This window comes from Rhizobium leguminosarum (assembly GCF_010668065.1).
GTDB lineage: Bacteria > Pseudomonadota > Alphaproteobacteria > Rhizobiales > Rhizobiaceae > Rhizobium > Rhizobium leguminosarum_S.
This window is the reverse complement of sequence record NZ_WUEN01000002.1, coordinates 513,057-539,054: the sequence shown is the minus strand read 5'-3', so window position 1 is coordinate 539,054 and position 25,998 is coordinate 513,057. Positions and strand designations below refer to the sequence as shown.

Below are 25,998 nucleotides of genomic sequence, written 5' to 3'. Positions count from 1 at the left end.
ATTAACGAACCGGCGGTGCGTACTGGATGCCGCCCTTGTTCCACAGAGCATTCAAGCCGCGTGCGATCTTGAGCGGGCTGCCCTGGCCGATGTTGCGCTCGAAGATTTCGCCATAATTGCCGACGCCCTTGATGACGTTGGCTGCCCAATCATTGGTCAGGCCGAGATCGGTGCCGATCTTGGTGTCAGTCTCGCTGCCGAGGAAGCGCTTGATGTCAGGGTTCGGCGAGTTCTTCATCTCGTCGACATTTGCCTGGGTGATGCCGAACTCTTCGGCATTGATCAGCGCATAAGCCGTCCAGGAAACGATATCGAACCACTGATCATCACCCTGACGGACGGCCGGGCCAAGCGGCTCCTTGGAGATGATCTCAGGAAGGATGACGTGTTCGTCGGGATTCTTCAGCGTCAGACGCAACGAATAGAGACCGGACTGGTCGGTCGTATAAACGTCGCAACGACCGGCGTCGTAGGCCGCGTTGACCTCAGGAAGATTTTCGAAGACGACCGGATTGTACTGCAGATTGTTCGTCTTGAAGTAATCGGCGAGGTTCAGTTCCGTGGTCGTGCCCGACTGCACGCAGATTGCGGCGCCGGAGAGTTCGAGAGCCGACTTCACGTTCAGGCCCTTGCGCACCATGAAGCCCTGGCCGTCATAATAGGTGACGGGACGGAAGTTGAAGCCGAGTGCGGTGTCGCGATTGATCGTCCAGGTCGTGTTGCGCGAGAGGACGTCGATTTCACCGGACTGCAGGGCGGTGAAGCGTTCCTTCGCATTTGTCGGCGTGTACTTGACCTTGGTGGGGTCGCCGAACACGGCCGAAGCGACGGCCTTGCAGAAGTCGACGTCGAAGCCGGCCCAATTGCCGGAAGCGTCAGGTGCGGCAAAGCCGGTAAGGCCGGTATTGACGCCGCACTGAACGAAACCCTTTGCCTTGACGTCTGAGAGAGTGGTGGCGGAGGCGGCCGAGGCGCCAACTGCCAAAACTGCTGCGCCGATAGCGGCGGACAGGAGCTTATTTTTCATTTTCCCAACCTTTTCCGTTGTCTTATCTTTTCTTGTGGGGAGTGCGTGCCGACAATCCGTGCCGCCTCCCCATTGTCTCGACACCCTCCCGGCGCGAGTGGGTCTATCACAGTCGCAAATGTCACTATGGTCAAGTGTCGCGCTCAATAATTGCGGCGAAATGCAACATTTTGGCAGATGGCGCTGCATTCATGGGCGGTTGATTAGGAAATAGGCGTCCGGTTGCGGAAAAATAACGCGAAAATCGAAATTTCCATCATTTCGGATCGTCTCCTGCAACCGATCTTCAAGGGGTTGACCCGAAACGGCCGGGCGTCCAAAAGTCTGGCTTCGCGACCCTTGCCAAAGGCTATCCCCGACATGAAAGACAAAGACAGCTTGCTGCAGAATGCCGGCATCAACACCCGCCTGACCCATATCGGCAACGACCCCTTCGATTATCACGGCTTCATCAATCCGCCGGTCGTGCATGCCTCGACGGTGCTGTTTCCGAACGCGCGGGCGATGGAGACGCGCACGCAGAAATACACTTACGGGACGCGCGGCACCCCGACGACGGATGCGCTCTGCGAGGCGATCGACGCGCTCGAAGGCTCGGCCGGAACGATCCTTGTGCCGTCGGGCCTTGCGGCCGTCACCATTCCGTTTCTGGGTTTCGTCGCTGCCGGCGATCATGCGCTGGTGGTCGATTCGGTCTATGGCCCGACGCGCCATTTCTGCGACACGATGCTGAAGCGCCTCGGCGTCGAGGTGGAATATTACCATCCGGAGATCGGCGCCGGCATCGAGACGCTGTTCCGGCCGAACACGAAGCTCGTCCACACCGAGGCTCCCGGCTCCAACACCTTCGAGATGCAGGATATTCCGGCGATCTCGGCAGTTGCGCACCGCCACGGCGCCGTCGTCATGATGGACAATACCTGGGCGACGCCGATCTATTTCAGGCCACTCGATCACGGCGTCGACATCTCGATCCACGCATCGACGAAATATCCGTCCGGCCATTCCGACATCCTGCTCGGAACGGTTTCGGCCAATGCCGAGCACTGGGAGCGGCTGAAGGAGGCAAACGGTGTGCTCGGCATCTGCGGCGCACCCGATGATGCCTATCAGATCCTGCGCGGATTGCGCACCATGGGCCTGCGCCTCGAGCGGCATTATGAAAGCGCGCTTGATATCGCGAAATGGCTGGAGGGCAGGGAGGATGTCGCCCGCGTGCTGCATCCGGCCCTGCCGAGTTTTCCCTCTCATCATCTCTGGAAGCGCGATTTCAAAGGCGCCAGCGGCATCTTTTCCTTCGTGCTGGCCGCCGACGGTCCCGAGAAGTCCAGAGCAAAGGCGCATGCCTTCCTCGATGCGCTGAGGATTTTCGGTCTCGGCTATTCCTGGGGTGGCTTTGAAAGCCTCGCCTTGCATGCCTATCTCAACGATCGCAAGGTCGCCAAGGCGCCCACGGATGGTCCAGTCATCCGCCTGCAGATCGGCATCGAGGACGTGGTCGATCTGAAGGCCGATATCGAACGGGGTTTTGCGGCGGCAAGCGCGGTCTGATCAGACAGGCTTTGTCGTCGCTTGTGAAACCTCAAGGCAGATCTGCAGCCCGATAGCCGTAGATCCAGTCGAGATCAGCCGCCAGGCTTAGCGGCGGCTTGAGGCCGAGCACGAGATCGCGGCCGATCCGGATCGGCCCTTTCGCATGATAGGCGAACCGGTTGAAGGCGCCACGCTGGCGAAGCCTCGCAATGCGCGGCGCCCGGTGTCTTTCGAAACGCGCCAGCGCTTCCGCCACGGGGCTATTCGAAAGAAACGCCGTCAGTTCGTAGGCGTCTTCGATCGCCATCGCTGCTCCCTGTCCGGCAAAAGGCATCATCGCATGCGCGGCGTCGCCGATCAGTACCGTCTTTCGGCCGTCCTGCCATGCGCCTGATGTGGTTTCGAACAACGGCCAGAACGTCAGCTTCCTATTTCTGTCGAGCAGAGAGACGATCGCGGCGTTCCAGCCGGAAAGGCGCGCCCGCAGCTGCGCCCGCTGCTCGGCCGTCGCTTCGCTTTGCCAAGCCTGCGGCGCGATATTGCCGGCGGTGATCGCCACCATGTTGAAGCTGCCGCTTTCCCTCAGCGGATAGCAGACGAGATGCGCCGAACCGCCGAGAAAAGCCGAAACGCTTGCCCGGTCGAGGAACGCGGGCGCCTCGTTCTCGGCAATGGTAAAGCGGTAGGCGATATTGCCGGAAAAGCGCGGCGAGGGGCTGCCCGGAACGGATTGCCGCAGCTTCGACCAGACGCCGTCGGCGCCGATCACGACATCGGCCGCCCGCTCGAAAGGCGGTAGGGTCGAATCTATCCGCACGCCAAGGTGAAGCCGGCAGAGCGGATCGTCCGCAACCGCAGCCAAAAGGGCTTTCTGCAATGTGGTGCGGTGCAGGACGCCGTAGGGTGCGCCCCAGCGTTCCCGCGCGAATTTGCCGGCCGGCACCGCCGCGAGCTGGCGGAGCGACCCACCCGATATCAGCCGGATCGCTTCCGGCTCGAGCCAGACCTTTGACAGGCCTTCAAGGATACCGAGTTCGGCAAGGATGCGGGAAGCGTTCGGCGAAACCTGCAATCCGGCGCCGATATCGGTGAGTTCGCCCGCCTGCTCGAAGATCTCCGAGCTGATACCCCGGCGCGAAAGCGCAAGGGCAGCGGTCAGCCCTGATATCCCGGCGCCGATGATGGCGGCATGTTCGATCGGCATTGTCCGTTCGGTCCGGATCTGGACTGACTACGCCGCCTTCACGTGGAAAACGCAACCGGCCGGATTGGTCTGGCTGGGCTTGAGCGCGGAATTGAAGCGATAGAGCGTCGAGCAGTAGGAACAGACCTTCTCGTTGTCGTCGCCCATGTCGATGAAGATATGCGGATGATCGAAGGGAGCCGAAGCGCCGGTGCACATGAATTCCTTGACGCCGACTTCGATAACGCGGTGACCGCCGTCGTTCTGGAAGTGGGGAATGTTGTGGCCGGCCATGTCGCTCTCCGAATGCTTTGAAATGTGCGCGAACCTTATAAGCCTTCGCCGCAAATGTGTAGAGCCAAACCGCCGCGCCAGGCACAGTTTTTAGCCACAGTTTTTGGCTTCACGATGAAGGGCCGCTCGACTATGGTCGCGCCAAAAAGGAAGGCCCGATGAACCTGAATACGCCCACATTTTCGAGCTTCACCCATGACGGACTGCAACTCGCCTTCTTCGATGAGGGCGATCCGGCCGGTGTGCCCGTGTTGTTGATCCACGGCTTTGCCTCGACCGCAAACGTCAACTGGGTGCATCCGGGCTGGCTGAAGACGCTTGGTGATGCCGGCTACCGGGTGATTGCCATGGACAATCGCGGCCACGGCGCAAGCGACAAGCCGCATGATGCCGAAGCCTATCGTCCCTGGGTCATGGCCGGCGATGCGATCGCCTTGCTCGATCATCTCGGCATCCCCGAAGCCAATGTCATGGGCTATTCGATGGGCGCGCGCATTTCCGTCTTCGCCGCGCTTGCCAATCCGCATCGCGTCCGTTCGCTGGTGCTCGGTGGCCTCGGCATCGGCATGACCGACGGCGTCGGCGACTGGGACCCGATTGCCGATGCACTGCTCGCTCCCTCGCTGGAGGCGGTGACGCATGCCCGCGGCCGCATGTTCCGCGCCTTCGCCGAGCAGACGAAGAGCGACCGCGTCGCTCTTGCCGATTGCATCCGCGGCTCGCGCGATCTCGTCGCCCGCTCCGATATGGCCAAGCTCGATATGCCGACGCTGATCGGCGTCGGCACCAAGGATGATATCGCCGGCTCGCCGCAGGAATTGGCGGCGCTGATGCAAAATGCCGAAGCGCTCGATATTCCGGGCCGCGATCATATGCTCGCCGTCGGCGACAGGGTTTTCAAGCAGGCGGTTCTGGCCTTCTACGCAAGGGTTGCCCATCGCTGACAACATCGTGATGCCGAAAAACCATGCTAAAAAACCATGGCGACGGCACCCATTTATGTTATTGGCGTTTTCCTCTATATATCGGCATTCCGAAAACGGCATTCCTTCCGGCAACGAGGAGAGCGGCGATGGTCGCAAAGACTGACATCCGTGCTTTTGACACAGGCCATCCGGTGAAGGTGATGGATCCCATCTGGGACAGCCTGCGCGAGGAAGCCCGGCTCGCCGCCGAACGGGACCCGGTTCTCGCCGCCTTCCTCTATTCGACCGTGATCAACTACCATTCGCTCGAGGAATGCGTCATCCACCGCATCTGCGAACGTCTCGATCACCCCGACATGCAGGCGAACCTGCTTCGCCAGACCTTCGAAGAAATGCTCCTCGACTGGCCGGACTGGAGCTCCATCCTGCGCGTCGATATCCAGGCGATCTATGACCGCGATCCCGCCTGCCTGCGCTTCATGGAGGCGGTGCTTTATTTCAAGGGCTTCCATGCGCTGCAGACGCATCGTCTCGCCCATTGGCTGCTGAACCGCGGCCGGCGTGATTTTGCGCTCTATCTACAGAGCCGCTCCTCCAGCGTCTTCCAGACCGACATCAACCCGGCCGCCCGTATCGGAAAGGGCATCTTCCTGGATCATGCCACCGGCCTCGTCGTCGGCGAGACGGCCGTCATCGGCGACAACGTCTCGATCCTGCACGGCGTCACACTCGGCGGCACCGGCAAGGAGGGCGCCGACCGCCATCCAAAGATCGGCTCCGGCGTCATGATCGGCGCCGGTGCCAAGATCCTCGGCAATATCGAGATCGGCTATTGCTCACGCGTCGCCGCCGGCTCCGTTGTCCTGAAGGCGGTACCGCCCAAAAAGACAGTCGCGGGTGTGCCGGCCAAGGTCGTCGGCGAGGCCGGTTGTTCCGAGCCGTCGCGCAACATGGACCAGGTGATCGGCGCCGATATCTGAGCGCCCGTTGGAAACAAGGATAGGAAAAGTCGGCGGGATCCGAGCGGGGAGGGCCATGAGCAAACGGCAACCTTGCCTTTACACCGCTGCATTTCCTGTGCAAGAAGCGGCCAATCAAGACCGCTTACGGAGATGACAGAGTGAAGCCAGAAGAAATCAAGAAGCTCGACGCCTATTTCAAGCGCATGTTCAATCCGCAGATGATCGTCAAGGCGCGTCCGCGCAAGGATGATTCTGCGGAAGTCTATCTCGGCGAAGAATTTCTGGGTGTCGTCTATATCGATGACGAGGACGGCGACCGCTCCTACAACTTTTCGATGGCGATCCTCGACGTCGATCTCTGATCGCGTTCGAAAGCTTCAAAAGGACCGAACGGCGCGATCCGTTCGGTCCTTTTTTCGTTTTTTCGATTCGCAACGAGAATTTATTCAAAACTTCCGGTTGCGGCATTCTGATATATTTTAGCAAAATCAGTTAAAGACGTACGTGCCCCGGCGCGCTGCCTTGGTTATCTTTTTGTAATGCAACCTTTGGATGTTTTGCAACGCACAAGACTACTTGACTATTTGTGCATTGCAGCTACCCTGCGGCCACCAACAGCCCAACGGAGGATGGCTCATGTTCAACTTTGAAGACGCCAACAAGAAGAGCAAGGAAGCCGTCGACACGGCCCTGAAGACCTATACCGACACGTCCAAGGGCTTTCAGGCAATCGCCACCGAAGCCACTGAATATTCGAAGAAATCTTTTCAGGATGCGGTGACGCATTTCGAAACGCTGGCCGGCGTCAAGAGCTTCGAGGCTGCCTTCGAGCTGCAGACGAGCTACGTCAAGGCGTATTTTGAAGGCTTTGTCTCCGAGACGACGAAGCTCAGTGAGATGTATGCCGATCTCGCCAAATCAGCCTACAAGCCCTATGAGGCACCGATCGCCGCTGCGGTCGTCAAGACCGCCAAGTCGGTGTCGGCGGCGACGCCTGCTGCTGCTGCTTGAACTGATTTCAAAGGCGCAACCTGCGCTACATATTGAAAAATGAAGACCGGCTACGCATCTGTAGCCGGTCTTTTTGTTTCCACTTTCGCTGCAGCGCCCGCATGGGATCGACCGGGGACTTTTTTGGTCTTTCCCGTGCATGCCGGCCATTTCTTGATTGCAGTGTCTGACAGGGGGCTTAAAATCAGCCTATTATGAACTAAGTTAGTGTTTCAGATATTCGGCGGGAAAAGCACCCTCCCATGCTCCGCCGGATTGCTTGAGGAATGAATGACAATGATCGCAAAGCCGATCCGGATGCAGAACGACAGCGAAAGGAACGGGGACAACGCAAATCGAACCTCGGTCATCACGCGCACCAAGCCGAAGACCAAGAAGCCCAATCTTTATCGTGTGCTGCTTTTGAATGACGACTACACTCCCATGGAATTCGTCATTCATATTCTGGAGCGTTTTTTTCAGAAGGATCGTGAAAGTGCCACCCGCATCATGCTCCATGTCCATAACCACGGCGTCGGCGAATGCGGAATATTCACATACGAGGTAGCGGAAACGAAGGTCAGCCAGGTGATGGACTTCGCCCGGCAGCACCAGCATCCGCTGCAATGCGTCATGGAAAAGAAGTGAGGATCTGAACGTGCCAACATTTTCGCCTAGTTTAGAGAAGGCGCTCCATCAGGCACTGACCTTTGCCAACGAGCGGCACCACGAATATGCGACGCTCGAGCATCTGCTGCTCGCCCTGATCGACGATGCCGATGCGGCCGCGGTCATGGGTGCCTGCAATGTCGATCTCGACGCGCTGCGCAAGACGCTCGTCGAATATGTCGACAACGAACTTTCCAACCTGATCACCGGATATGACGAGGATTCGAAGCCGACCTCCGGCTTCCAGCGTGTCATCCAGCGTGCCGTCATCCACGTGCAATCGTCCGGTCGCGAGGAAGTGACCGGCGCCAACGTGCTCGTCGCGATCTTCGCCGAGCGCGAAAGCCACGCCGCTTATTTCCTGCAGGAGCAGGAGATGACCCGCTACGATGCCGTCAACTACATCTCTCACGGCATCGGCAAGCGCCCGGGCGCTTCGGATGTGCGTCCCCCGCGCGGCGCTGAGGACGAAGCCGAAAGCAGCAAGCCGACGGCGCGCGGCGGCGAAGAAGAGGGCGGCCCCAAGAAGCAGCAGGATGCGCTCAAGGCCTATTGCGTCAATCTCAACGAGAAGGCCAAGGGCGGCAAGATCGATCCCCTGATCGGCCGTCACGCCGAGGTCAGCCGCACGATCCAGATCCTGTGCCGCCGTTCGAAGAACAATCCGCTCTATGTCGGTGATCCCGGCGTCGGCAAGACGGCGATTGCCGAAGGCCTTGCCAAGCGCATCGTCGAAGGCAAGGTTCCGGAAGCGCTTGCCGATGCCACGATCTTCTCGCTCGACATGGGCACGCTGCTCGCCGGCACGCGCTACCGCGGCGATTTCGAGGAACGCCTGAAGCAGGTCGTCAAGGAACTGGAAGAATATCCGGGCGCCGTGCTCTTTATCGACGAGATCCACACGGTGATCGGCGCCGGCGCCACCTCAGGCGGGGCGATGGATGCATCGAACCTGCTGAAGCCGGCCCTGTCATCGGGCGCGATTCGCTGCATCGGTTCGACCACCTACAAGGAATACCGCCAGTTCTTCGAGAAGGATCGGGCGCTGGTCCGTCGTTTCCAGAAGATCGACGTCAGCGAGCCGTCGATCGAAGATGCGATCGAGATCATGAAGGGCCTGAAGCCCTATTTCGAAGAGTATCACCACCTGCGTTATTCGAACGACGCCATCAAGTCGGCCGTCGAATTGTCGGCCCGCTACATCTCCGACCGCAAACTGCCCGACAAGGCGATCGACGTGATCGACGAAACCGGTGCGGCGCAGATGCTGCTGCCGCCGTCCAAGCGCCGCAAGCTGATCACCGAAAAGGAGATCGAGGCGACGGTGGCCACGATGGCGCGCATTCCGCCGAAGACCGTTTCCAAGGACGATGAAGCCGTGCTTGCCAATCTCGAGAAGGAACTGCGCTCGGTCGTCTACGGCCAGGATATCGCCATCGAAGCGCTTTCGACCTCGATCAAGCTGGCGCGCGCCGGCCTTCGTGAGCCGAACAAGCCGATCGGCGCCTATGTCTTCTCCGGTCCGACCGGCGTCGGCAAGACCGAGGTGGCAAAGCAGCTGGCATCGTCGCTCGGCGTCGAACTCCTGCGCTTCGACATGTCGGAATATATGGAGCGGCACACGGTCTCGCGTCTGCTCGGTGCACCTCCCGGCTATGTCGGCTTCGACCAGGGCGGCCTTCTGACCGATGGCGTCGATCAGCACCCGCATTGCGTGGTGCTGCTCGACGAAATCGAGAAGGCGCATCCCGACATCTACAATATCCTGCTGCAGGTCATGGACCACGGCACGCTGACCGACCATAACGGCAAGAAGATCGATTTCCGCAACGTCATCCTGATCATGACGACGAATGCGGGTGCATCCGAAATGGCCAAGGCGGCGATCGGCTTCGGCTCGTCCAAGCGCACCGGCGAGGACGAGGAGGCGCTGACCCGTCTGTTCACACCGGAATTCCGCAACCGTCTCGACGCGATCATTCCTTTCGCGGCGTTGCCGACGGCCGTCATCCACAAGGTCGTGCAGAAGTTCATCATGCAGCTGGAGGCCCAGCTTTCCGAAAGGAACGTCACCTTCGACCTGCACGAGGATGCGATCGCCTGGCTGGCGGAAAAGGGTTACGACGAGAAGATGGGCGCCCGCCCGCTTGCTCGCGTCATTCAGGATACGATCAAGAAGCCGCTCGCCAACGAAATCCTCTTCGGCAAGCTGAAGAAGGGCGGCGTCGTCAATGTCACCGTCGGCCCGAAGGAAGACGGCAAACCCGGCATCGTGCTCGAAGCCATTTCGGAAACGGCGCCGATCAAGCCGAAGCCGGAAGCTGAAGTCGTGCATCCCGAAGGCGATGATGGGGATGACGGCGAGCTGAAGACCAAGGCGGCCCGCAAGACCCGCGCCAAGGCGGTGCCACAGGCCGAGCCTGAGGTTCGCGACGCCCCGAAGAAGGGAAGCGCGGTTCCGAAGGTTCCACGCAAGAAGTGAGATACCGTCATCGAATTGGAAAAGGCCGCGTCACCCGCGGCCTTTTTCGTTTCCGGATCTGCATGTGCCCTTTTCAGAGCTTGGTGTAGTCGATCTCGAGAAAATCGGCGACCTCGAGCACCCAGCGGTCACGCACGAAGGCGACATGCAGGGGATGGAGGTTGTACGTGTCGTAGCCAGCCTGATCGTCGAATTCCATCGAAAAGCCGAAGGTAAAATCGTTTTTGGGACTCGTCTGCCGAAGCTGTTCGAAATTCCGCACGCTCGGGATCTTGGCAAGCACCAGCGCGTCGGCGAGAAACGAGGTTTCTTCAGCCGAGCCAGCTTCGTGCTTCAGGCGGAATGCGACAGTATGGCGGATCATGATCTTGTTCCAAATGATTGTCCGGATTGAATTCTCTGAAGTCGACGGGTGTTGACCTTACGCCAGTGCGGCCTTGATCTTTTCTGCATTAGCGGCGAGCACGGCACCGTCCTCCATCTTGCCGGAATGCGGCTTAAGCGCCGAGCCTTCATGCCGGGGGATGACGTGGAAATGCAGATGGAACACCGTTTGCCCGGCCGCTGGTTCGTTGAACTGGGCAATGAACACACCATCGGCGTCGAAGACATCCTTCACCGCGTTGGCGATCTTCTGGACGACGGTAATCGCATGGGTCAGGGTGGCTGGATCGGCATCGAGAATATTGCGCGACGCCGCCTTCGGAAGGACGAGCACATGGCCCGGCGCCTGCGGCATCACATCCATGAAGGCGACGGTATGCTCGTCCTCGTAAACTCGGTGCGAGGGGATTTCGCCGCGGAGGATCTTGGCGAAGATGTTGTCGTCGTCATAAGCGGTCGGGCTGGTCATCACGAAATCTCCTCGTTTTCTACAGCGCCGCGCGGCTTTTCAGACGCGCAAAGGATGCTGTGGCACTTTATGAAATTACTGCATAATTTCATCCCTAAATCGATTCCGATTGAAGGAATACGCGTCGTTGTTCGGGTAGCGCGGCCGGTGCGGCCGCGTCAATCCTCCTGCTGACGCTCGCCCTTGCGGAAAGGACTATGCTCGGTCAACAGCTCGCTCATCTGTTCGACATCGGCGCGCTCGCGGGCGAGATAATCGCCGATCGCCCGGCGAAGGCCGGCATGCGCGACATAATGGGCGGAATGCGTCGTCACCGGCAGGTAACCGCGGGCGAGCTTGTGTTCGCCCTGCGCTCCGGCCTCGACCCTTTTCAGTCCTTTCGAAAGGGCGAAGTCGATCGCCTGGTGATAGCAGACCTCGAAATGCAGGAAGGGATGATCCTCGATGCAGCCCCAGTGACGGCCGTAGAGCGCATCGCCACCGATGAAATTGATCGCGCCGGCGATATAGCGCCCGTCGCGCTTGGCCATGACGAGCAGGATATCGTCTGCCATGCGTTCGCCGATCAGCGAATAGAACTTACGGGTGAGGTAGGGCCGACCCCACTTGCGCCCGCCGGTATCCATGTAAAACTTGAAGAACTGGTCCCAGATGTGTTCCGTCAGGTCGCGGCCGGTCAGCCAGTCGATGCTGATACCGTTTTCGAGTGCGGCGCGGCGCTCTTTGCGCAACGCCTTGCGTTTGCGCGAGGCAAGCGTTTCGAGAAAATCCTCGTGATTGGCATAGCCGTCATTGATGAAATGGAACTGCTGGTCGGTGCGGTGCAGATAGCCGTCCATCTCGAAGACGCCGATCTCTTCGTCCGGAACGAAGGTGATATGGGCCGAAGAGATGCCGAGCCGGCGCACCACCTCCTTCAGGCTTTCGGCGATCGCGCTCTGGATCGGCAGCCGCTGCAGCCCCTCGGCGACAAGAAGCCGCGGGCCTGTCGCCGGGGTGAACGGGATCGAGCACTGAAGTTTGGGATAATAACGCCCGCCGGCCCGCTCGAAGGCGTCGGCCCAGCCATGGTCGAAGACATATTCGCCCTGGCTGTGGTTCTTGAGATAGCCGGGCAGGGCGCCGATCAACTCGCCGCGCTCGGTCTCGAGCAGCAGATGGTGGCCGAGCCATCCAGTCTCTGCGTCGGCCGAGCCGGATTCCTCCAGCGACGATAAAAAGGCGTGCGAAACGAAAGGGTTGTAGGCAATCGTAGCACAGGTCTTCGACGCCCCGGAAAGCCTGGACCAGCTCTCTGGGGAAATCGCGGTGAAGGAGCGTTCGACGCGAATGGATAATTCATCAGTCATGGGACAAATGCGAAGCCTGTGGGAGGATAGTCTCGGCTCTGCCTTACAGCGCCGCGCGTCTTTTCAGACGCGCAAAGAACGCTGTAACACTTTGAGTTGCTGCATAATTTTATCCTCAAATCGATCCGATTTAAGGAGTTATGCAGCAGTCTGCGCATGATCATGGCCAAAAAGCGAGCGTCAAGCAGCCACACGCGGATCGAAGCCTTCGAAGGTCATCTGGTCTGCATTGGCGAATGTGCGTCGGCGCGCCTCTTCGTCACGCACCGTCCAGGTGATGACGGGAATGCCCTTTTCGCGTTCGCCGGTGATGAAGGCATTCGGCAGGTCGTCATAATAATAGGAGATGAAATCGAGACCGATTTCCATCGCCTTCGCATGCGTCTTGAACTCTTCCGGCGTGTTGCCGTTGGCGGTCAGCCCGAGCGGGTAGGGTGAGCCAAGCGCCTTCAGGTCGCGCAGCAGCCAGTGGTCGAAGCTCATCAGCGCCACCTGGCCCTCATAGCCTTCGAGCACCTCGAGCACGGCCTCGGCGAAACCTTCGTCATCGGCCTCGCGCCCCTTGAGCTCCAGCACCAGCGGCACCTTGCCCTCGACGAGATCGAGAAGCTGGCGTAGCGTCGGCACCTTGTCGCTCGTGCCGCCAACGGCGATCAGTCCGAGTTCCCGGGAGGTGCGCTCGCGGATGTCGCCGTTGAGATTGCACAGGCGCTGCAGGTCCTCGTCGTGAAAGATGACCGGTACGCCGTCGGAGGCGTAGTGCAGGTCGCATTCGATCGCAAAGCCCGCTTCGACGGCGCGCGAGAAGGCCGAAAGCGTGTTTTCCCAGACATGCGTGTTGAGGTCGTGATAGCCGCGATGGGCGACCGGCAGGTCCCTGATCCAGGCAGCATTGGTCATTCTGCTATTTCCATGATAGCGTCTATCTCGACGGCAGCGTTCAGCGGCAAGGCCGCCATGCCGACGGCGGCACGCGCATGTTTGCCGGCTTCGCCAAGCACGCCGGCAATCAGGTTCGAAGCGCCGTTGATGACGAGATGCTGCTCGACGAAGTCGGGCGCCGAGGCGACGAAGCCGTTCAGCTTGATGACACGCCGGATGCGGCCGAGATCGCCGCCAAGTGCCGCCTTCGCCTGGGCAAGGATGTTGATGGCGCAGAGTTCGGCGCCGCGCTGGCCCGTTGCAACGTCGACGGTCTTGCCGAGATGGCCCGAGACAGTGATCTTGCCGCCTTCGAGCGGCAACTGGCCGGAAATGTAGAGAAGATTGCCGCTGATGACATAGGGAACGTAATTTGCAGCAGGTGCTGCGGCTTCGGGCAGGGTTATCCCCATCTCAATCAGGCGCGCTGCAATTTCATCGGACATTTTCGTCTCCGCTTTTGTTGTCAATTCTTCAAAAATTATGCATCAAGACTAGAATCTTTAATATGACAGTTTCGAGCCTCGATTTGGCCGAAAGCGTTCTTATAACATCGCGACCGAGTCCAACAGGAGTTAATGAATGTTCCGATCGAGTCTTGTCGCTCTGCTTCTCGCCAGCGTTTCCGCCAATGCATGGGCGGCTGCGCCCGCGGTGAGCGCTGCGATCGCGACCGGCCTCGTCGCCCATCGCGCGGTCTACGATCTGGAACTGAAGGACGCTTCGGACCGCTCCGGCATCGCCGGCATGTACGGTCGCATGGTTTATGAGTTCGACGGCAGCTATTGCCAGGGCTTCACCACCAACTTCCGCTTCGTGACACAGATCGACACCGGCGACAGCGTGCGCGTCAGCGACCAGCAGACCAAGACCTTCGAGAACCTGAAGGACGGCAAGTTCACCTTCGACACCAAATCCTTCACCGACGAGCAGCTCGACAAAGAGGTCAACGGTGCGGCGCAGGACCAGCCTGATGGCGTCAAGGTCGATCTCAAGCAGCCGGCGAGCCGCGAGCTGCAGCTTTTAGAAAGCCGTTTTCCCACGGAACATATGCTCGATGTGATCCAGCATGCCAAGGACGGCAAGCGCTTCTTCGAGGCGCGTGTCTTCGACGGTTCGGACGACGGCGACAAGTCGCTGGCGACGACGACGATCGTCGGCAAGCAGGAGACGCCGATCGCCGAGGAAGCCGATGCCGGCAACGCCGGCGCCTTCTCCAAGACCGCCTTCTGGCCGGTGACGATCGCCTATTTCAACGAGAATGCGAAATCGGATGCTGTGCCGGTCTACCGCATGTCCTTCAAGCTCTATGAGAACGGCATCACCCGCGATCTGACGATGGATTACGGCGATTTCATCCTGACCGGCAAGCTCGCCAAGCTGGAGCTGCTCGACCGCAAGGCCGAGGTTTGCAAGTAGGCCTCGTTGCCTTCCGCAGCCCCTGAGACTGATATTCATCCTGTCGATGTTGCTGCCGACGCTGGCAGGCTGAGTGCGGCATTCCAAGGGGCAGGCAGTCGCCTTCGTCTCTTTTGTTGCGGGATCCATGCGCCGTGGCCGGTGCGTGAGCCAGGTTTTTTCGGCATAAGCCTTGCTTTTGCGCCCAATCGAATGTATGGGCACCGGCATTCCACACGTAAGGCATGGGATCGTCCGGGAGAAATCCGGGCTGTTCCGCCCGGTGGCATCCTCGAAGAGGGTGCTGTTCGCCTTGCGGAGGTTCAACCGGAAAAGGAGTAACAAGGCATGGCATTGCCTGATTTTTCTATGCGCCAGCTTCTTGAGGCAGGCGTCCACTTCGGCCACCAGACGCATCGCTGGAACCCGAAGATGAAGCCGTATATCTTCGGCGATCGCAACAACATTCACATCATCGATCTGGCCCAGACCGTTCCGATGCTGTCGCGCGCCCTTCAGGTCGTCAGCGACACCGTTGCCCGCGGCGGCCGCGTTCTCTTCGTCGGCACCAAGCGCCAGGCGTCTGAGATCATTGCCGACAGCGCCAAGCGCTCGGCCCAGTACTACGTCAACTCGCGCTGGCTCGGCGGCATGATGACGAACTGGAAGACGATCTCCAACTCGATCCAGCGTCTGCGCAAGCTCGACGAGATCCTGAACGGCGAAGCCCAGGGCTTCACCAAGAAGGAACGCCTGAACCTCGAGCGCGAACGTGAAAAGCTGGACAAGGCTCTTGGCGGTATCCGCGATATGGGCGGCACGCCCGACCTGATGTTCATCATCGACACCAACAAGGAAAAGATCGCGATCGACGAAGCCAAGCGCCTCGGCATCCCGGTTGTCGCCATCATCGACTCGAACTGCGATCCGGACCTGATCGACTATCCGATCCCGGGTAACGACGACGCATCGCGCGCGATCGCTCTTTACTGCGAGCTGATCTCCCGCGCCGCCATCGACGGCATCGCGCGTCAGCAGGGTTCTTCCGGCCGCGATCTCGGCGCATCCTCCGAAGTTCCGGTCGAGCCGGCTCTCGAGGAAGCAGCCGAAGGCTGATGAAGGCGGGCGGATCGAAAAGGTCCGCCGACGCTTGCAGAGACTGGGAAAGGCCGCTCGCGACTCATCGAAGTTCGGCGGCCTTGCCTGTTTCATGGGGAGGGCGTCAGGCTCTCCGCCCGATAAGTTTCGTTATGACGCGTCTTCATCACGCTGTCATACATACAGGTACATTTCGTGCCTCAATCCGGTGCCGAGCCGCGCTTTGCGGTCCACCGTATGAACCGACAAGAGGAAGCTAATGAGCGAGATTACGGCTGCAATGGTGAAGGAACTGCGCGAAAAGACCGGCGCAGGCATGATGGACTGCAAGAAGGCTCTTGCTGAAACCGGTGGCGACATGGAAGCGGCGATCGACTGGCTGCGCGCCAAGGGCATCGCCAAGGCCGACAAGAAGTCCGGCCGCACCGCTGCCGAAGGCCTCATCGGCGTTTCGAGCCAGGGCACCAAGGCCGTCGTCGTCGAAGTCAATTCGGAAACCGACTTCGTCGCCCGTAACGATGCCTTCCAGGAACTCGTCCGCGGCATCGCCAAGGTCGCCGTCTCGACCGACGGCACTGTCGACGCCGTTGCCGCAGCGACCTACCCGGCATCCGGCAAGTCTGTGTCCGACACGATCAAGGATGCGATCGCAACGATCGGCGAGAACATGAACCTGCGCCGCTCGGTCGCTCTCTCGGTCGAGGACGGCGTCGTCGCCACCTATATCCACAATGCTGTTTCCGACGGCCTCGGCAAGCTTGGCGTTCTCGTTGCGCTGAAGTCGACCGGCGACAAGGAAGCCCTGAACGCTATCGGCCGCCAGGTCGCCATGCACATCGCCGCCACCGCGCCGCTGGCAATCCGCCCGGAAGAAGTCGATGCCGCCGTCGCCGAGCGCGAGCGCAACGTCTTCATCGAGCAGTCGCGCGCTTCCGGCAAGCCGGACAATATCATCGAAAAGATGGTCGACGGCCGCATGCGCAAGTTCTTCGAGGAAGTCGCCCTTCTTTCGCAGGCTTTCGTCATCAATCCGGATCTGACGGTCGCCGCCGCCATCAAGGAAGCTGAAAAGGCCGTCGGCGCGCCGATCGAAGTCGCCGGCATGGCCCGTCTGCTGCTTGGCGAAGGCGTCGAGAAGGAAGAAACTGACTTCGCGGCCGAAGTTGCTGCTGCCGTCAAGGGTTGATCTTCCAGCCATAATTGGGAAAACACGAAGGGCATCGCGTGACAACGCGGTGCCCTTCGTGTATCGGGCATTCACGGCAATTTACGAGGAGCCAAGATGTCTTTAGAGCCTGTCTATAAACGTGTTCTACTCAAGGCTTCCGGCGAAGCGCTCATGGGTGGCCAGGGTTTCGGGATCGATGTGACGGTGGCGGACCGCATTGCATCCGACATCGCCGAGGCACGGCATATGGGCGTGGAAGTCGGCGTCGTCGTCGGTGGCGGCAATATCTTCCGCGGTGTCGCGGTAGCGTCCAAGGGCGGCGACCGGGTCACCGGCGACCATATGGGCATGCTCGGCACCATCATCAATGCGCTGGCGCTGGCGACCTCGCTTCGCAAGCTGAACATCGATACGGTGGTGCTTTCGGCCATCTCCATGCCCGAGATCTGCGAGAGCTTTTCGCAGCGCGCGACCCTTTATCATCTGTCGATGGGACGCGTGGTGATTTTTGCCGGCGGCACCGGCAACCCCTTCTTCACCACCGATTCCGCCGCAGCACTTCGCGCCGCCGAAATGGGTGCGGAAGCGATCTTCAAGGGCACGCAGGTCGACGGCATCTACACCGCCGACCCGAAGAAATATCCTGATGCGACCCGGCTCGACCGGCTGACGCACCAGGAAGTGCTGGACAGGGGGCTGGCGGTGATGGACGTTGCCGCCGTGGCGCTGGCCAGAGAAAATTCCATTCCGATCATCGTCTTCTCGATCCACGAGAAGGGTGGTTTTGCTGAAATCTTGACGGGCGGTGGCCTCAAGACCATCGTCTCCGACAACTGATAAAGCTGCGCCGCGGTTTCGGCGCAGCCCTCGCCAGACGGGAGCATCGACATGAGTGAAGGTATCGACATCAAGGAACTGAAGCGCCGCATGGACGGCGCGATTTCCGTATTCAAGGGCGACATCGCATCGCTGCGCACCGGCCGTGCTTCGGCCAACATTCTCGACCCGGTGACGGTCGAGGCCTATGGTTCGCGCATGCCGCTGAACCAGGTCGCCAACATCACCGTGCCTGAGCCGCGCATGCTGTCTGTTTCCGTCTGGGACAAGTCTATGGTCAGCGCCGTCGAGCGCGGCATCCGCGAATCCAATCTCGGCCTCAACCCGATCATCGACGGCCAGAACCTGCGCATTCCGCTGCCGGAGCTGAACGAGGAGCGCCGCAAGTCGCTCGTCAAGGTGGCCCACGACTATGCCGAAAAGAGCAAGGTGGCGATTCGCCATGTCCGCCGCGACGGCATGGACGGCCTTAAGAAAGCCGAAAAAGACGGCGTAATCGGCCAGGACGAGAGCCGGGCGCAGTCGGAACGTGTACAGAAGATGACGGACGAGACGATTTCCGAAATCGACCGCTTGCTTGGCGAGAAGGAAAAGGAAATCATGCAGGTCTAGTGGATCTGTGCCTTTGCCTGGAAAGACCGGACGGGAAATGTCGGAATCTGTATTTGTGACTGTGCCAGAGCATGTTGCCATCATCATGGATGGCAATGGCCGTTGGGCCAAGCAGCGTGGCCTGCCGCGCACGATGGGCCATCGCAAGGGCGTCGAGGCGGTGCGCGAGACAGTCCGCGCCGCCGGTGCGGCCGGCATAAAATATCTGACCCTCTTTGCCTTCTCCTCGGAGAACTGGCGCCGGCCCGAAGCCGAGGTTTCCGATCTGCTCGGTCTGCTCAAGGCTTTCATCCGGCGCGACCTCGCCGAGCTCCATCGCCAGAACGTGCGGATCAAGGTGATCGGCGACCGCCACAGCCTGCGCAGCGATATTCTGGGCCTGTTGCTGGAGGCGGAGGAGACGACCAAGGACAACACGTCACTGACGCTCGTCATCGCCTTCAACTACGGTTCGCGCGACGAGATCGCCCGCGCCGTCGTCAGCCTCGCCCGGGATGTCGAGGCCGGCCGCCTGAGAGCGCAGGATATTACACCGGCGCTGATCAACGCCCGTCTCGACACGGCCGGCATTCCCGATCCGGATCTCATTATCCGCACCAGCGGCGAAGAGCGGCTTTCCAACTTCCTTCTCTGGCAGGCCGCCTATTCGGAATTCATCTTCCTTCCGGAATATTGGCCGGATTTCAGCCCCGAGATCTTCCGCTCGGCGCTCGAGACATTCGCCTCTCGTGACCGGCGCTTCGGCGGCCTGTCGTCGCAAGCGGCCGCGGTCGGCACCTGATGCAGAGGGAATTGAAGCTCCGCATCGTTTCAGGAGTGATTCTTGCGGCCATCGTTCTTGCCGCCACCTGGTATGGCGGCCTTGCCTTCCGTATCCTGGCGGTCGTGATCGGCCTGCTGATCTACTATGAATGGTCGAAAATCACAGGCATCGCGCGGGATTGGGTCGCCAATGCCGTCGGCTGGATCGGCGAAGCGGCGATTGCCTTCCTGGTGCTTGTCGGCAATTTCGAATTCGCCGCCGGCATGCTGGCCGGCGTCACCGCCGTCGGCATCGCCCTGATCATCTTGCAGGGCACGAGCCGCTGGTTGCCAGTGGGCCTGTTTTATGCCGGCGTCACCGGCCTGACGCTCGCCGCCATCAGAGGCGATGACCAGCCCGGCCTCTATGCCATGCTCTTCGTCTTTGCCGTCGTCTGGGCAACCGATATCCTTGCCTATTTCGTCGGCAGGGCGCTTGGCGGACCGAAGCTTGCCCCTTCGATCTCGCCCGGAAAGACCTGGTCGGGTGCAATCGGCGGCGCCGTTTCGGCGGTCGTAGCCGGCGTCGTTCTCGTCCATTTTCTCCTTCCGGGCGCTGAAATCATCGCCGCCGGCGTGGCGTTGGTTCTCTCGGTTTGCAGCCAGTCGGGCGATCTCTTCGAATCGTTCATCAAGCGAAAATTCGGCGTCAAGGATTCGAGCCGTCTCATTCCGGGTCATGGCGGCGTCATGGACCGTGTCGACGGACTGATTTTCGCCTGTTTTTCGGCGTTCTTGCTTGCTGGGCTTTTTTCCCTGATAAAGGGGGCCGGAATGACGTCGCTTGGTGCGGCATTGTTCGGACTCTGACAACGCGGCGGTCTGACGGAAGGGACTCATGGAAACGATGAGCGGCATATACTCATTTCTGATGGGGAACATCGTTACCTTCATCCTCGTGCTGTCACTGCTCGTCTTCGTGCATGAGATGGGCCATTACCTCGTCGGGCGCTGGAGCGGCATTCGCATCCTTGCCTTTTCCGTCGGCTTCGGTCCGGAGATCTTCGGCTTCACCGACCGCCACGGAACACGCTGGAAGATTGCGGCAATCCCGCTTGGCGGCTACGTACGGTTCTTCGGCGATGAAGATGCCTCGAGCAAGCCCGACACCGACAAGATCGCCGCCATGTCCGAGGAGGACAGGGCGCGCTCCTTTGCCGGCGCCAAGCTGTGGAAACGCGCTGCAACCGTCGCGGCTGGCCCGATCGCCAATTTTCTGCTGGCGATCGCCATCTTCACCATTCTTTTCTCGGTCTATGGCCGCACGATCGCCGATCCTGTCGTTGCCGAGGTCAAGCCAGACGGCGCAGCCGCTGCCGCCGGCATCCTTCCCGGCGATCTGCTGGTCGCCATCGATGGCGGCAAGGTCGAGACCTTCGACGACGTGCGCCGCTATGTCGGCATCCGCCCGAGCCAGAAGATCGTCGTAACGATCGAGCGCGCCGGCCAGAAGCTCGATGTGCCGATGGTGCCGCAGCGCGTAGACCAGACCGACCAGTTCGGCAACAAGGTCGAGCTCGGCCAGATCGGCATCGTCACCAGCCGGGAGGCCGGCAACTTCCGTCTGAAGACCTATACGCCGCTGGAGTCGTTGCGCGAGGCTGTGATCGAGACCCGCGACATTGTCACCGGCACCTTCAAATATATCGGCAACATCTTCAGCGGAACGATGCGGGCCGATCAATTGGGCGGGCCGATCCGCGTGGCGCAAGCTTCGGGCCAGATGGCGTCGCTTGGAATAGGCGCAGTGTTGCAGCTTGCGGCGGTGCTTTCTGTTTCGATAGGATTGCTTAACCTGATGCCGGTTCCGGTACTTGATGGCGGCCACCTGATGTTCTATGCGGTGGAAGCGGTGAGGGGGAAACCGCTGGGCTCTTCGGCCCAGGAAATTGCATTTCGCATCGGCCTGGCGATGATACTGACATTGATGGTTTTCACGACCTGGAACGACATTGGCTCGTTGAGAGGGTAAACGAGCAAGGCGACGGTAATTACTATTTATTTACGATGTTTCAAGGCTGTAGTGGCGAATGGGTCACGCTTGCAAATGAAGTAAACAGAAATTAACGACCTGCCTTGCTTGTATGTCAAAAGCGGGTAAAACGACACACGTGACCGGAATCGGGTTCTCCTGGAGCCGGGGACGAGGGAAACAAAAGGTAATGGGTGAAATGAAGGCTGGTTCAAAGTTTTTGAACGCAGTATCGGCGGTTGCGCTGTCTGCTAGTGTTGTTGCTTCGGGCGCAGGTGCTTTGACGTTCGTTTCCGCTACGGCCGCTGAGGCCGCGGTCATCCAGCGCATCGATGTGCGCGGCGCAAGCCGTGTCGGCGCGGAAGCCGTTCGGTCGAACCTCACCATCGCTCCCGGAAAGAGTTTTTCGAACAGCGATATCGATGCCTCGGTCAAGCAGCTCTACGGCACGGGTTACTTCTCCGACGTCAAGATCTCGGTTTCCGGAAGCACGCTCGTCGTCAACGTTCAGGAAGCCCAGCTCGTCAATCAGGTCGTCTTCAACGGCAACCGGAAGATCAAGGACGACAAGCTCGCGACGATCGTCCAGACCCACGCTGCCGGTCCCTACAGCGACACCCAGATTCAGGCTGACATCCAGTCGATCAAGGAAGCTTACGCTGCCACCGGCCGCAGCGAGGTCGAAGTCACGACGCAGGTAGTGCCGCTCGGCGAAGGCCGCGTCAACCTTGCCTTCGTCATCAACGAGGGTGACCGCACCAAGATCGATTCGATCAACTTCGTCGGCAACAATGCTTACAGCGCCGGCCGCCTGGCTGCTGTGATCGCCACCAAGCGTTCGAACTTCCTGTCGTTCTTGACCCGCAAGGACGTCTACAACGAAGACAAGCTCCACGCCGACGAAGAAGCGCTGCGCCAGTTCTATTACAATCGCGGCTATGCCGACATGCGCATCGTCTCTTCCGATGCCACCTTCGACGACGCGACCAACAAATACACGCTCACCTTCAACATCGAGGAAGGCCAGCGCTACGACTTCGGACCGGTGACCGTGCAGTCGACCGTCGAAGGCGTCGGCTCAGAGCAGCTGCAGCCGCTGGTGCGCACCCGCGAAGGCCAAGTCTACAACGCCAAGGAAGTGCAGAAGTCGATCGAGGCGATCTCCGATCAGGTGGCGTCTGCCGGTTATCCCTTTGCGCGTGTCACGCCGCGCGGTAACCGCGACCTCAACAACAACACGATCGGTGTCGAATATCTGGTCGACCAGGGCGAGCGCGCCTATGTCGAGCGCATCGAGATCCGCGGCAACAGCCGCACGCGCGACTACGTCATCCGCCGCGAATTCGACATGAGCGAAGGCGACGCCTTCAACCAGCAGATGATCACCAAGGCGAAGCGTCGCCTCGAAGCGCTCGGTTACTTCTCCTCGGTCAACATTTCCACCCAGCCGGGCAGCTCGCCGGACCGCGTCGTGGTGGTCGTCGACGTGCAGGATCAGTCGACCGGTTCGTTCGGTGTCGGCGCGGGTTATGCCGCCGGCGGCGACGGTCTGCTGCTCGAAGCCTCGATCGAGGAAAAGAACTTCCTCGGCCGTGGTCAGTACATCCGCATCTCGGCCGGTGGCGGCCAGGAAGGCTCGCGCGCCTACGGCGTCAGCTTCACCGAACCCTACTTCCTCGGCTACCGTCTGGCGGCAGGCTTCGACGTCAACCGCAGCGAAACGTCGAGCAACGACGACTACGACTACGAGGAAACCAGCGTCGTTCTGCGTGTGACTGCGCCGATCACCGAAGATCTGGCGACGACCTTCCGCTATAACTACAAGCAGATGAAGTATGATGGCGATACCTCTGATCTTTCGGCGACCTACGCTAATCTGGTCGACGAGAGCCCGTGGACACGCTCTTCCGTCTCGCAGACGCTGACCTACAACACGCTTGACGACACCGTCCTGCCGCGTGAAGGCATCTATGCGACGGCGACGCACGAACTTGCCGGCCTCGGCGGCGACTCGCAGTTCTACAAGATCTACGGCAAGGCCCGTTATTACCACCTGCTCGCTGACGATGCCGATATCATCGGCTCGCTCTCCGCTTCGGCTGGTTATGTCGTTCCCTTGGGTGACCATCTGAACGTCTTCGACCAGTTTACGCTGACCAACGGCGATATTCGCGGCTTCGAGAACAAGGGTATCGGCCCGCGCATCCGCGGGGATAATGATGACCCGCTCGGTGGCACGACCTATTTCACGGCGTCTGCGGAAGCGACCTTCCCGATGCCGGGCTTCCCGCGTGACTTCAACCTGCGTGGCGCAGTCTTTGCCGATGCCGGTACGCTGTTCGGCAATGACGTCGAGCTTCTTGGGTCAGATCAGGCCGACGGTACCAGCGCTTCGCTGCGCGCCTCCGTCGGTGTCGGCGTCGTCTGGCAGTCTCCCTTCGGTGCATTGCGTCTGGATTACGCGATCCCGGTTCTCAAGGAAGACTTCGACAAGACGCAGAACTTCAAGTTTGGCATCAACAACCAATTCTGATATCGGCAGTCCGGAACTGTAAGACTCAATTCCGTTCTGGAGCATTGCCGATGGAGCAAAACGTTTTTTTTCTGCCCCATGAAGGTCTGAAGCTCGCTGAGCTGGCAGAGTTTCTTGGGGCGGAACTCGCCAATTCCGACTATGCCGATGTTATCGTCAGGTCCGTTGCCCCCATCAGCCGGGCCCGGGCGGGCGATGTCTGTTATATCCTGTCGCGTCGTAACCGCGATGAACTGGCGACATGCGAAGCCTCGGCAGTGATCTGCGACAAGGCGCTCGCCGATCTCATACCCCCCCATATTCCGGTCATCCTGTCGTCCAATCCACATGCGGCTTTCGCGATGGCGGGCGGCCTGTTTTATCCCGCGGCATTGCGCCCCGTCGTCTTCTCCGGTGAAAGCGAGATCGCGCCAAGCGCGGTGATCGATCCGAGCGCCAAGCTTGAAAAGGGCGTGATCGTCGAGCCGCTGGCCGTCATCGGAGCGCATGCCGAGATCGGCGAAGGGACGCGCATCGGCGCCCACAGCGTCATCGGTCCGAATGTCAAGATTGGCCGGGATTGTTCGATTGCGGCCGGCGCGAGTATTCTCTGCGCGCTGCTCGGCAATGGCGTCATCATCCACAACGGCGCCCGCATCGGCCAGGATGGTTTCGGTTATGCGCCGGGCCCGCGCGGCATGATCAAGATCGTCCAGATCGGCCGAGTGATCATCCAGGATAATGTCGAGATCGGCGCCAACACCTCGATTGACCGTGGCACCATGGACGATACGGTCATCGGCGAAGGCACCAAGATCGACAACCAGGTACAGATCGGCCACAACGTTCAGATCGGCCGCCATTGCGCCATCGTTGCGCAGGTCGGCATTGCCGGCAGCGCGAAGATCGGCAATGGCGTTCAGATCGGCGGCCAGGTCGGTATCAAGGGGCATGTGACGATCGGCGACGGCGTGCAGATCGCCGCCCAAAGCGGTATCATGACCGATCTTGCCGCCGGCGGACAATATGGTGGTACACCTGGGCGCCCGCTGAATGACTATCTGAGAGATGTCGCGCAACAGATGTCAAGGACGAAGCTGCGCGGGACGAAACCTGGAGGCAAGCAAAATGACTGAGGAAGCCACGACTACGCTTTCTTCGGCTGACATCATCGAGATCATGAAACTGCTGCCGCATCGCTACCCGTTTCTCATGGTCGACAAGATCATCGAGATTGACGGCGACAACACGGCGATCGGCATCAAGAACGTCACGGTGAACGAACCGCATTTCACCGGTCATTTTCCGGAATCTCCGATCATGCCCGGCGTTCTCTTGATCGAGGGCATGGCCCAGACCGCGGGTGCGATCTGTGCCAAGAAGGATGGCCAGCCAGGCAACCTCGTCTATTTCATGACCATCGAGAATGCGCGCTTCCGCAAGCCCGTCGTACCCGGCGATCGTGTTGAATTCCATGTCAGGAAGCACAAGCAGCGCGGCAATATCTGGAAATTCCATTGCGACGCCAAGGTCGACGGCGCACTTGTCGCCGAAGCCGATATCGGCGCGATGATCGTTCGTAAGGATCAGGCATGAGCACTATCGCCGAAAGCGCTCGCATTCATCCGATGGCTGTCGTCGAAGACGGCGCGACCATCGGTGAGGGCGTCAAGATCGGTCCCTTCTGCCATGTCGGGTCGCACGTCGTCCTGCATGCGAATGTCGAGCTTTTGTCGCATGCTGTCGTGACCGGCCGCACCGTGGTCGGCAAGGGCACACGCATCTTCCCGATGGCGGTCGTTGGCGGCGATCCGCAGAGCGTGCATCACGGCGGCGAGGAGACGACGCTGACGGTCGGCGCCAACTGCACGATCCGCGAAGGCGTGACGATGAATACCGGCACGGCCGATTTCGGCGGCCAGACGATCGTCGGCGACAACAACCTCTTCCTTGCCAATTCGCATGTCGCGCATGACTGCCGGGTGGGCAACCATGTGATCATGTCGAACAACGTCATGCTCGCCGGCCATGTCGTCATCGAAGATCGCGTCATCCTGGGCGGCGGCTCGGCCGTTCACCAGTTCACCCGCGTCGGCCGTCAGGCCTTCGTCGGCGGGCTCTCGGCAGTCAGTTACGACGTCATTCCCTACGGCATGCTGAACGGCAATCCCGGGCTGCTGAGCGGCCTCAACGTCGTCGGCATGACGCGCGCCGGCGTCGACCGCGCCGTCATTCACAGGGTGCGGCGCGCCTACAAGTCGATCTTCGAAGGACCGGGCTCCGTCCGCGAAAACGCCGCCGCCATCCGCGAAGAATATGCTGATTGCGAGCAGGCGGTCCACATCCTCGACTTCATCGCCGCCGACAGCGACCGCGCCTTGTCCTCGCCAACCCGGGGGCAGAAGGGCTAG

General features: G+C 60.2%; 27 protein-coding genes. 19 read left to right on the top strand and 8 right to left on the bottom strand.

Features of this window, described 5'->3' with window-relative positions; translation table 11 throughout:
* Position 1: 1 nt before the first annotated feature.
* On the bottom strand, positions 2-1,027 hold the full coding sequence (locus tag GR198_RS07100; RefSeq protein ID WP_003559026.1) for an amino acid ABC transporter substrate-binding protein: 1,026 nt from the start codon (positions 1,025-1,027) through the stop codon (positions 2-4).
* Positions 1,028-1,387: 360 nt separating this feature from the next.
* On the opposite strand from GR198_RS07100, the gene GR198_RS07095 reads away from it, so the two are divergent.
* Positions 1,388-2,578, top strand: coding sequence for a cystathionine beta-lyase (locus GR198_RS07095; RefSeq protein ID WP_164023741.1), 1,191 nt, complete (start codon positions 1,388-1,390; stop codon positions 2,576-2,578).
* Positions 2,579-2,609: 31 nt separating this feature from the next.
* On the opposite strand, the gene GR198_RS07090 is transcribed toward GR198_RS07095, so the two are convergent.
* A complete protein-coding gene (locus GR198_RS07090; protein WP_164023742.1) occupies positions 2,610-3,764 on the bottom strand; it encodes an FAD-dependent monooxygenase in 1,155 nt (384 codons plus the stop codon).
* Between the two features lie 27 nt (positions 3,765-3,791).
* On the bottom strand, positions 3,792-4,037 hold the full coding sequence (locus GR198_RS07085; protein ID WP_003539274.1) for a zinc-finger domain-containing protein: 246 nt from the start codon (positions 4,035-4,037) through the stop codon (positions 3,792-3,794).
* 158 nt (positions 4,038-4,195) lie between these two features.
* Between GR198_RS07085 and GR198_RS07080 the strand changes: the two genes are divergently transcribed.
* From GR198_RS07080 to clpA, 6 genes are all read left to right on the top strand, one after another.
* A complete protein-coding gene (locus GR198_RS07080; protein WP_138329648.1) occupies positions 4,196-4,981 on the top strand; it encodes an alpha/beta fold hydrolase in 786 nt (261 codons plus the stop codon).
* 128 nt (positions 4,982-5,109) lie between these two features.
* Positions 5,110-5,943, top strand: a complete 834-nt coding sequence (gene cysE / locus GR198_RS07075; protein WP_017960263.1) for a serine O-acetyltransferase — start codon at positions 5,110-5,112, stop codon at positions 5,941-5,943.
* 140 nt (positions 5,944-6,083) lie between these two features.
* Complete coding sequence (locus GR198_RS35705) at positions 6,084-6,287, top strand: DUF3126 family protein (protein ID WP_003539277.1); 204 nt, start codon at positions 6,084-6,086, stop codon at positions 6,285-6,287.
* Between the two features lie 274 nt (positions 6,288-6,561).
* Entirely contained in the window at positions 6,562-6,936 is a 375-nt protein-coding gene (locus tag GR198_RS07065) for a phasin family protein (RefSeq protein ID WP_029873148.1), read from the top strand.
* Positions 6,937-7,212: 276 nt separating this feature from the next.
* A complete protein-coding gene (gene clpS / locus GR198_RS07060) occupies positions 7,213-7,563 on the top strand; it encodes an ATP-dependent Clp protease adapter ClpS (RefSeq protein ID WP_017988219.1) in 351 nt (116 codons plus the stop codon).
* A gap of 10 nt (positions 7,564-7,573) precedes the next feature.
* Entirely contained in the window at positions 7,574-10,066 is a 2,493-nt protein-coding gene (clpA, locus tag GR198_RS07055) for an ATP-dependent Clp protease ATP-binding subunit ClpA (protein ID WP_017993976.1), read from the top strand.
* 73 nt (positions 10,067-10,139) lie between these two features.
* Here clpA and GR198_RS07050 read toward each other — a convergent pair whose 3' ends face one another.
* The 5 genes from GR198_RS07050 to GR198_RS07030 form a co-directional block, all read right to left on the bottom strand.
* Positions 10,140-10,430: a Dabb family protein gene (locus GR198_RS07050; protein ID WP_029873149.1), complete on the bottom strand. Its 291-nt coding sequence runs from the start codon at positions 10,428-10,430 to the stop codon at positions 10,140-10,142.
* Positions 10,431-10,487: 57 nt separating this feature from the next.
* The gene (locus tag GR198_RS07045) at positions 10,488-10,919 is read right to left on the bottom strand and encodes an HIT family protein (RefSeq protein ID WP_029873150.1); all 432 of its coding nucleotides are present in this window, start codon (positions 10,917-10,919) and stop codon (positions 10,488-10,490) included.
* A 158-nt stretch (positions 10,920-11,077) separates the two neighbouring features.
* Entirely contained in the window at positions 11,078-12,268 is a 1,191-nt protein-coding gene (locus GR198_RS07040; RefSeq protein ID WP_029873151.1) for a GNAT family N-acetyltransferase, read from the bottom strand.
* Between the two features lie 180 nt (positions 12,269-12,448).
* Complete coding sequence (locus GR198_RS07035; protein ID WP_029873152.1) at positions 12,449-13,168, bottom strand: glycerophosphodiester phosphodiesterase; 720 nt, start codon at positions 13,166-13,168, stop codon at positions 12,449-12,451.
* The gene (locus tag GR198_RS07030) at positions 13,165-13,635 is read right to left on the bottom strand and encodes a RidA family protein (protein ID WP_029873153.1); all 471 of its coding nucleotides are present in this window, start codon (positions 13,633-13,635) and stop codon (positions 13,165-13,167) included. The genes GR198_RS07035 and GR198_RS07030 overlap by 4 nt, the downstream gene beginning before the upstream one ends.
* 136 nt (positions 13,636-13,771) lie before the next feature.
* Here GR198_RS07030 and GR198_RS07025 point away from each other — a divergent pair, with 136 nt between their 5' ends.
* The 12 genes from GR198_RS07025 (at position 13,772) to lpxA (ending at position 25,998) form a co-directional block, all read left to right on the top strand.
* A complete protein-coding gene (locus tag GR198_RS07025; RefSeq protein ID WP_029873154.1) occupies positions 13,772-14,608 on the top strand; it encodes a cell envelope integrity EipB family protein in 837 nt (278 codons plus the stop codon).
* Positions 14,609-14,935: 327 nt separating this feature from the next.
* Positions 14,936-15,703 carry a 30S ribosomal protein S2 gene (gene rpsB, locus GR198_RS07020; protein WP_003539287.1) on the top strand — a complete coding sequence of 256 codons (768 nt, stop codon included), beginning with the start codon at positions 14,936-14,938 and terminating at the stop codon, positions 15,701-15,703.
* Between the two features lie 241 nt (positions 15,704-15,944).
* Positions 15,945-16,871, top strand: coding sequence for a translation elongation factor Ts (gene tsf, locus GR198_RS07015; protein ID WP_029873155.1), 927 nt, complete (start codon positions 15,945-15,947; stop codon positions 16,869-16,871).
* Positions 16,872-16,967: 96 nt separating this feature from the next.
* Positions 16,968-17,690, top strand: coding sequence for a UMP kinase (gene pyrH / locus GR198_RS07010; protein ID WP_003539289.1), 723 nt, complete (start codon positions 16,968-16,970; stop codon positions 17,688-17,690).
* Between the two features lie 51 nt (positions 17,691-17,741).
* Entirely contained in the window at positions 17,742-18,302 is a 561-nt protein-coding gene (frr, locus tag GR198_RS07005) for a ribosome recycling factor (RefSeq protein WP_011651816.1), read from the top strand.
* Between the two features lie 37 nt (positions 18,303-18,339).
* The gene (locus tag GR198_RS07000) at positions 18,340-19,083 is read left to right on the top strand and encodes an isoprenyl transferase (RefSeq protein WP_003539291.1); all 744 of its coding nucleotides are present in this window, start codon (positions 18,340-18,342) and stop codon (positions 19,081-19,083) included.
* On the top strand, positions 19,083-19,913 hold the full coding sequence (locus tag GR198_RS06995) for a phosphatidate cytidylyltransferase (RefSeq protein WP_029873156.1): 831 nt from the start codon (positions 19,083-19,085) through the stop codon (positions 19,911-19,913). Before GR198_RS07000 ends, GR198_RS06995 begins: the two co-directional genes overlap by 1 nt.
* Positions 19,914-19,941: 28 nt before the next feature.
* Positions 19,942-21,075: an RIP metalloprotease RseP gene (gene rseP, locus GR198_RS06990; RefSeq protein ID WP_029873157.1), complete on the top strand. Its 1,134-nt coding sequence runs from the start codon at positions 19,942-19,944 to the stop codon at positions 21,073-21,075.
* A gap of 199 nt (positions 21,076-21,274) precedes the next feature.
* Positions 21,275-23,608 carry an outer membrane protein assembly factor BamA gene (gene bamA, locus GR198_RS06985; RefSeq protein WP_032984271.1) on the top strand — a complete coding sequence of 778 codons (2,334 nt, stop codon included), beginning with the start codon at positions 21,275-21,277 and terminating at the stop codon, positions 23,606-23,608.
* A 50-nt stretch (positions 23,609-23,658) separates the two neighbouring features.
* Positions 23,659-24,723, top strand: coding sequence for a UDP-3-O-(3-hydroxymyristoyl)glucosamine N-acyltransferase (lpxD, locus tag GR198_RS06980; RefSeq protein ID WP_029873158.1), 1,065 nt, complete (start codon positions 23,659-23,661; stop codon positions 24,721-24,723).
* Positions 24,716-25,183, top strand: a complete 468-nt coding sequence (gene fabZ / locus GR198_RS06975; RefSeq protein ID WP_003539296.1) for a 3-hydroxyacyl-ACP dehydratase FabZ — start codon at positions 24,716-24,718, stop codon at positions 25,181-25,183. The genes lpxD and fabZ overlap by 8 nt, the downstream gene beginning before the upstream one ends.
* The gene (gene lpxA / locus GR198_RS06970) at positions 25,180-25,998 is read left to right on the top strand and encodes an acyl-ACP--UDP-N-acetylglucosamine O-acyltransferase (protein ID WP_003559078.1); all 819 of its coding nucleotides are present in this window, start codon (positions 25,180-25,182) and stop codon (positions 25,996-25,998) included. Before fabZ ends, lpxA begins: the two co-directional genes overlap by 4 nt.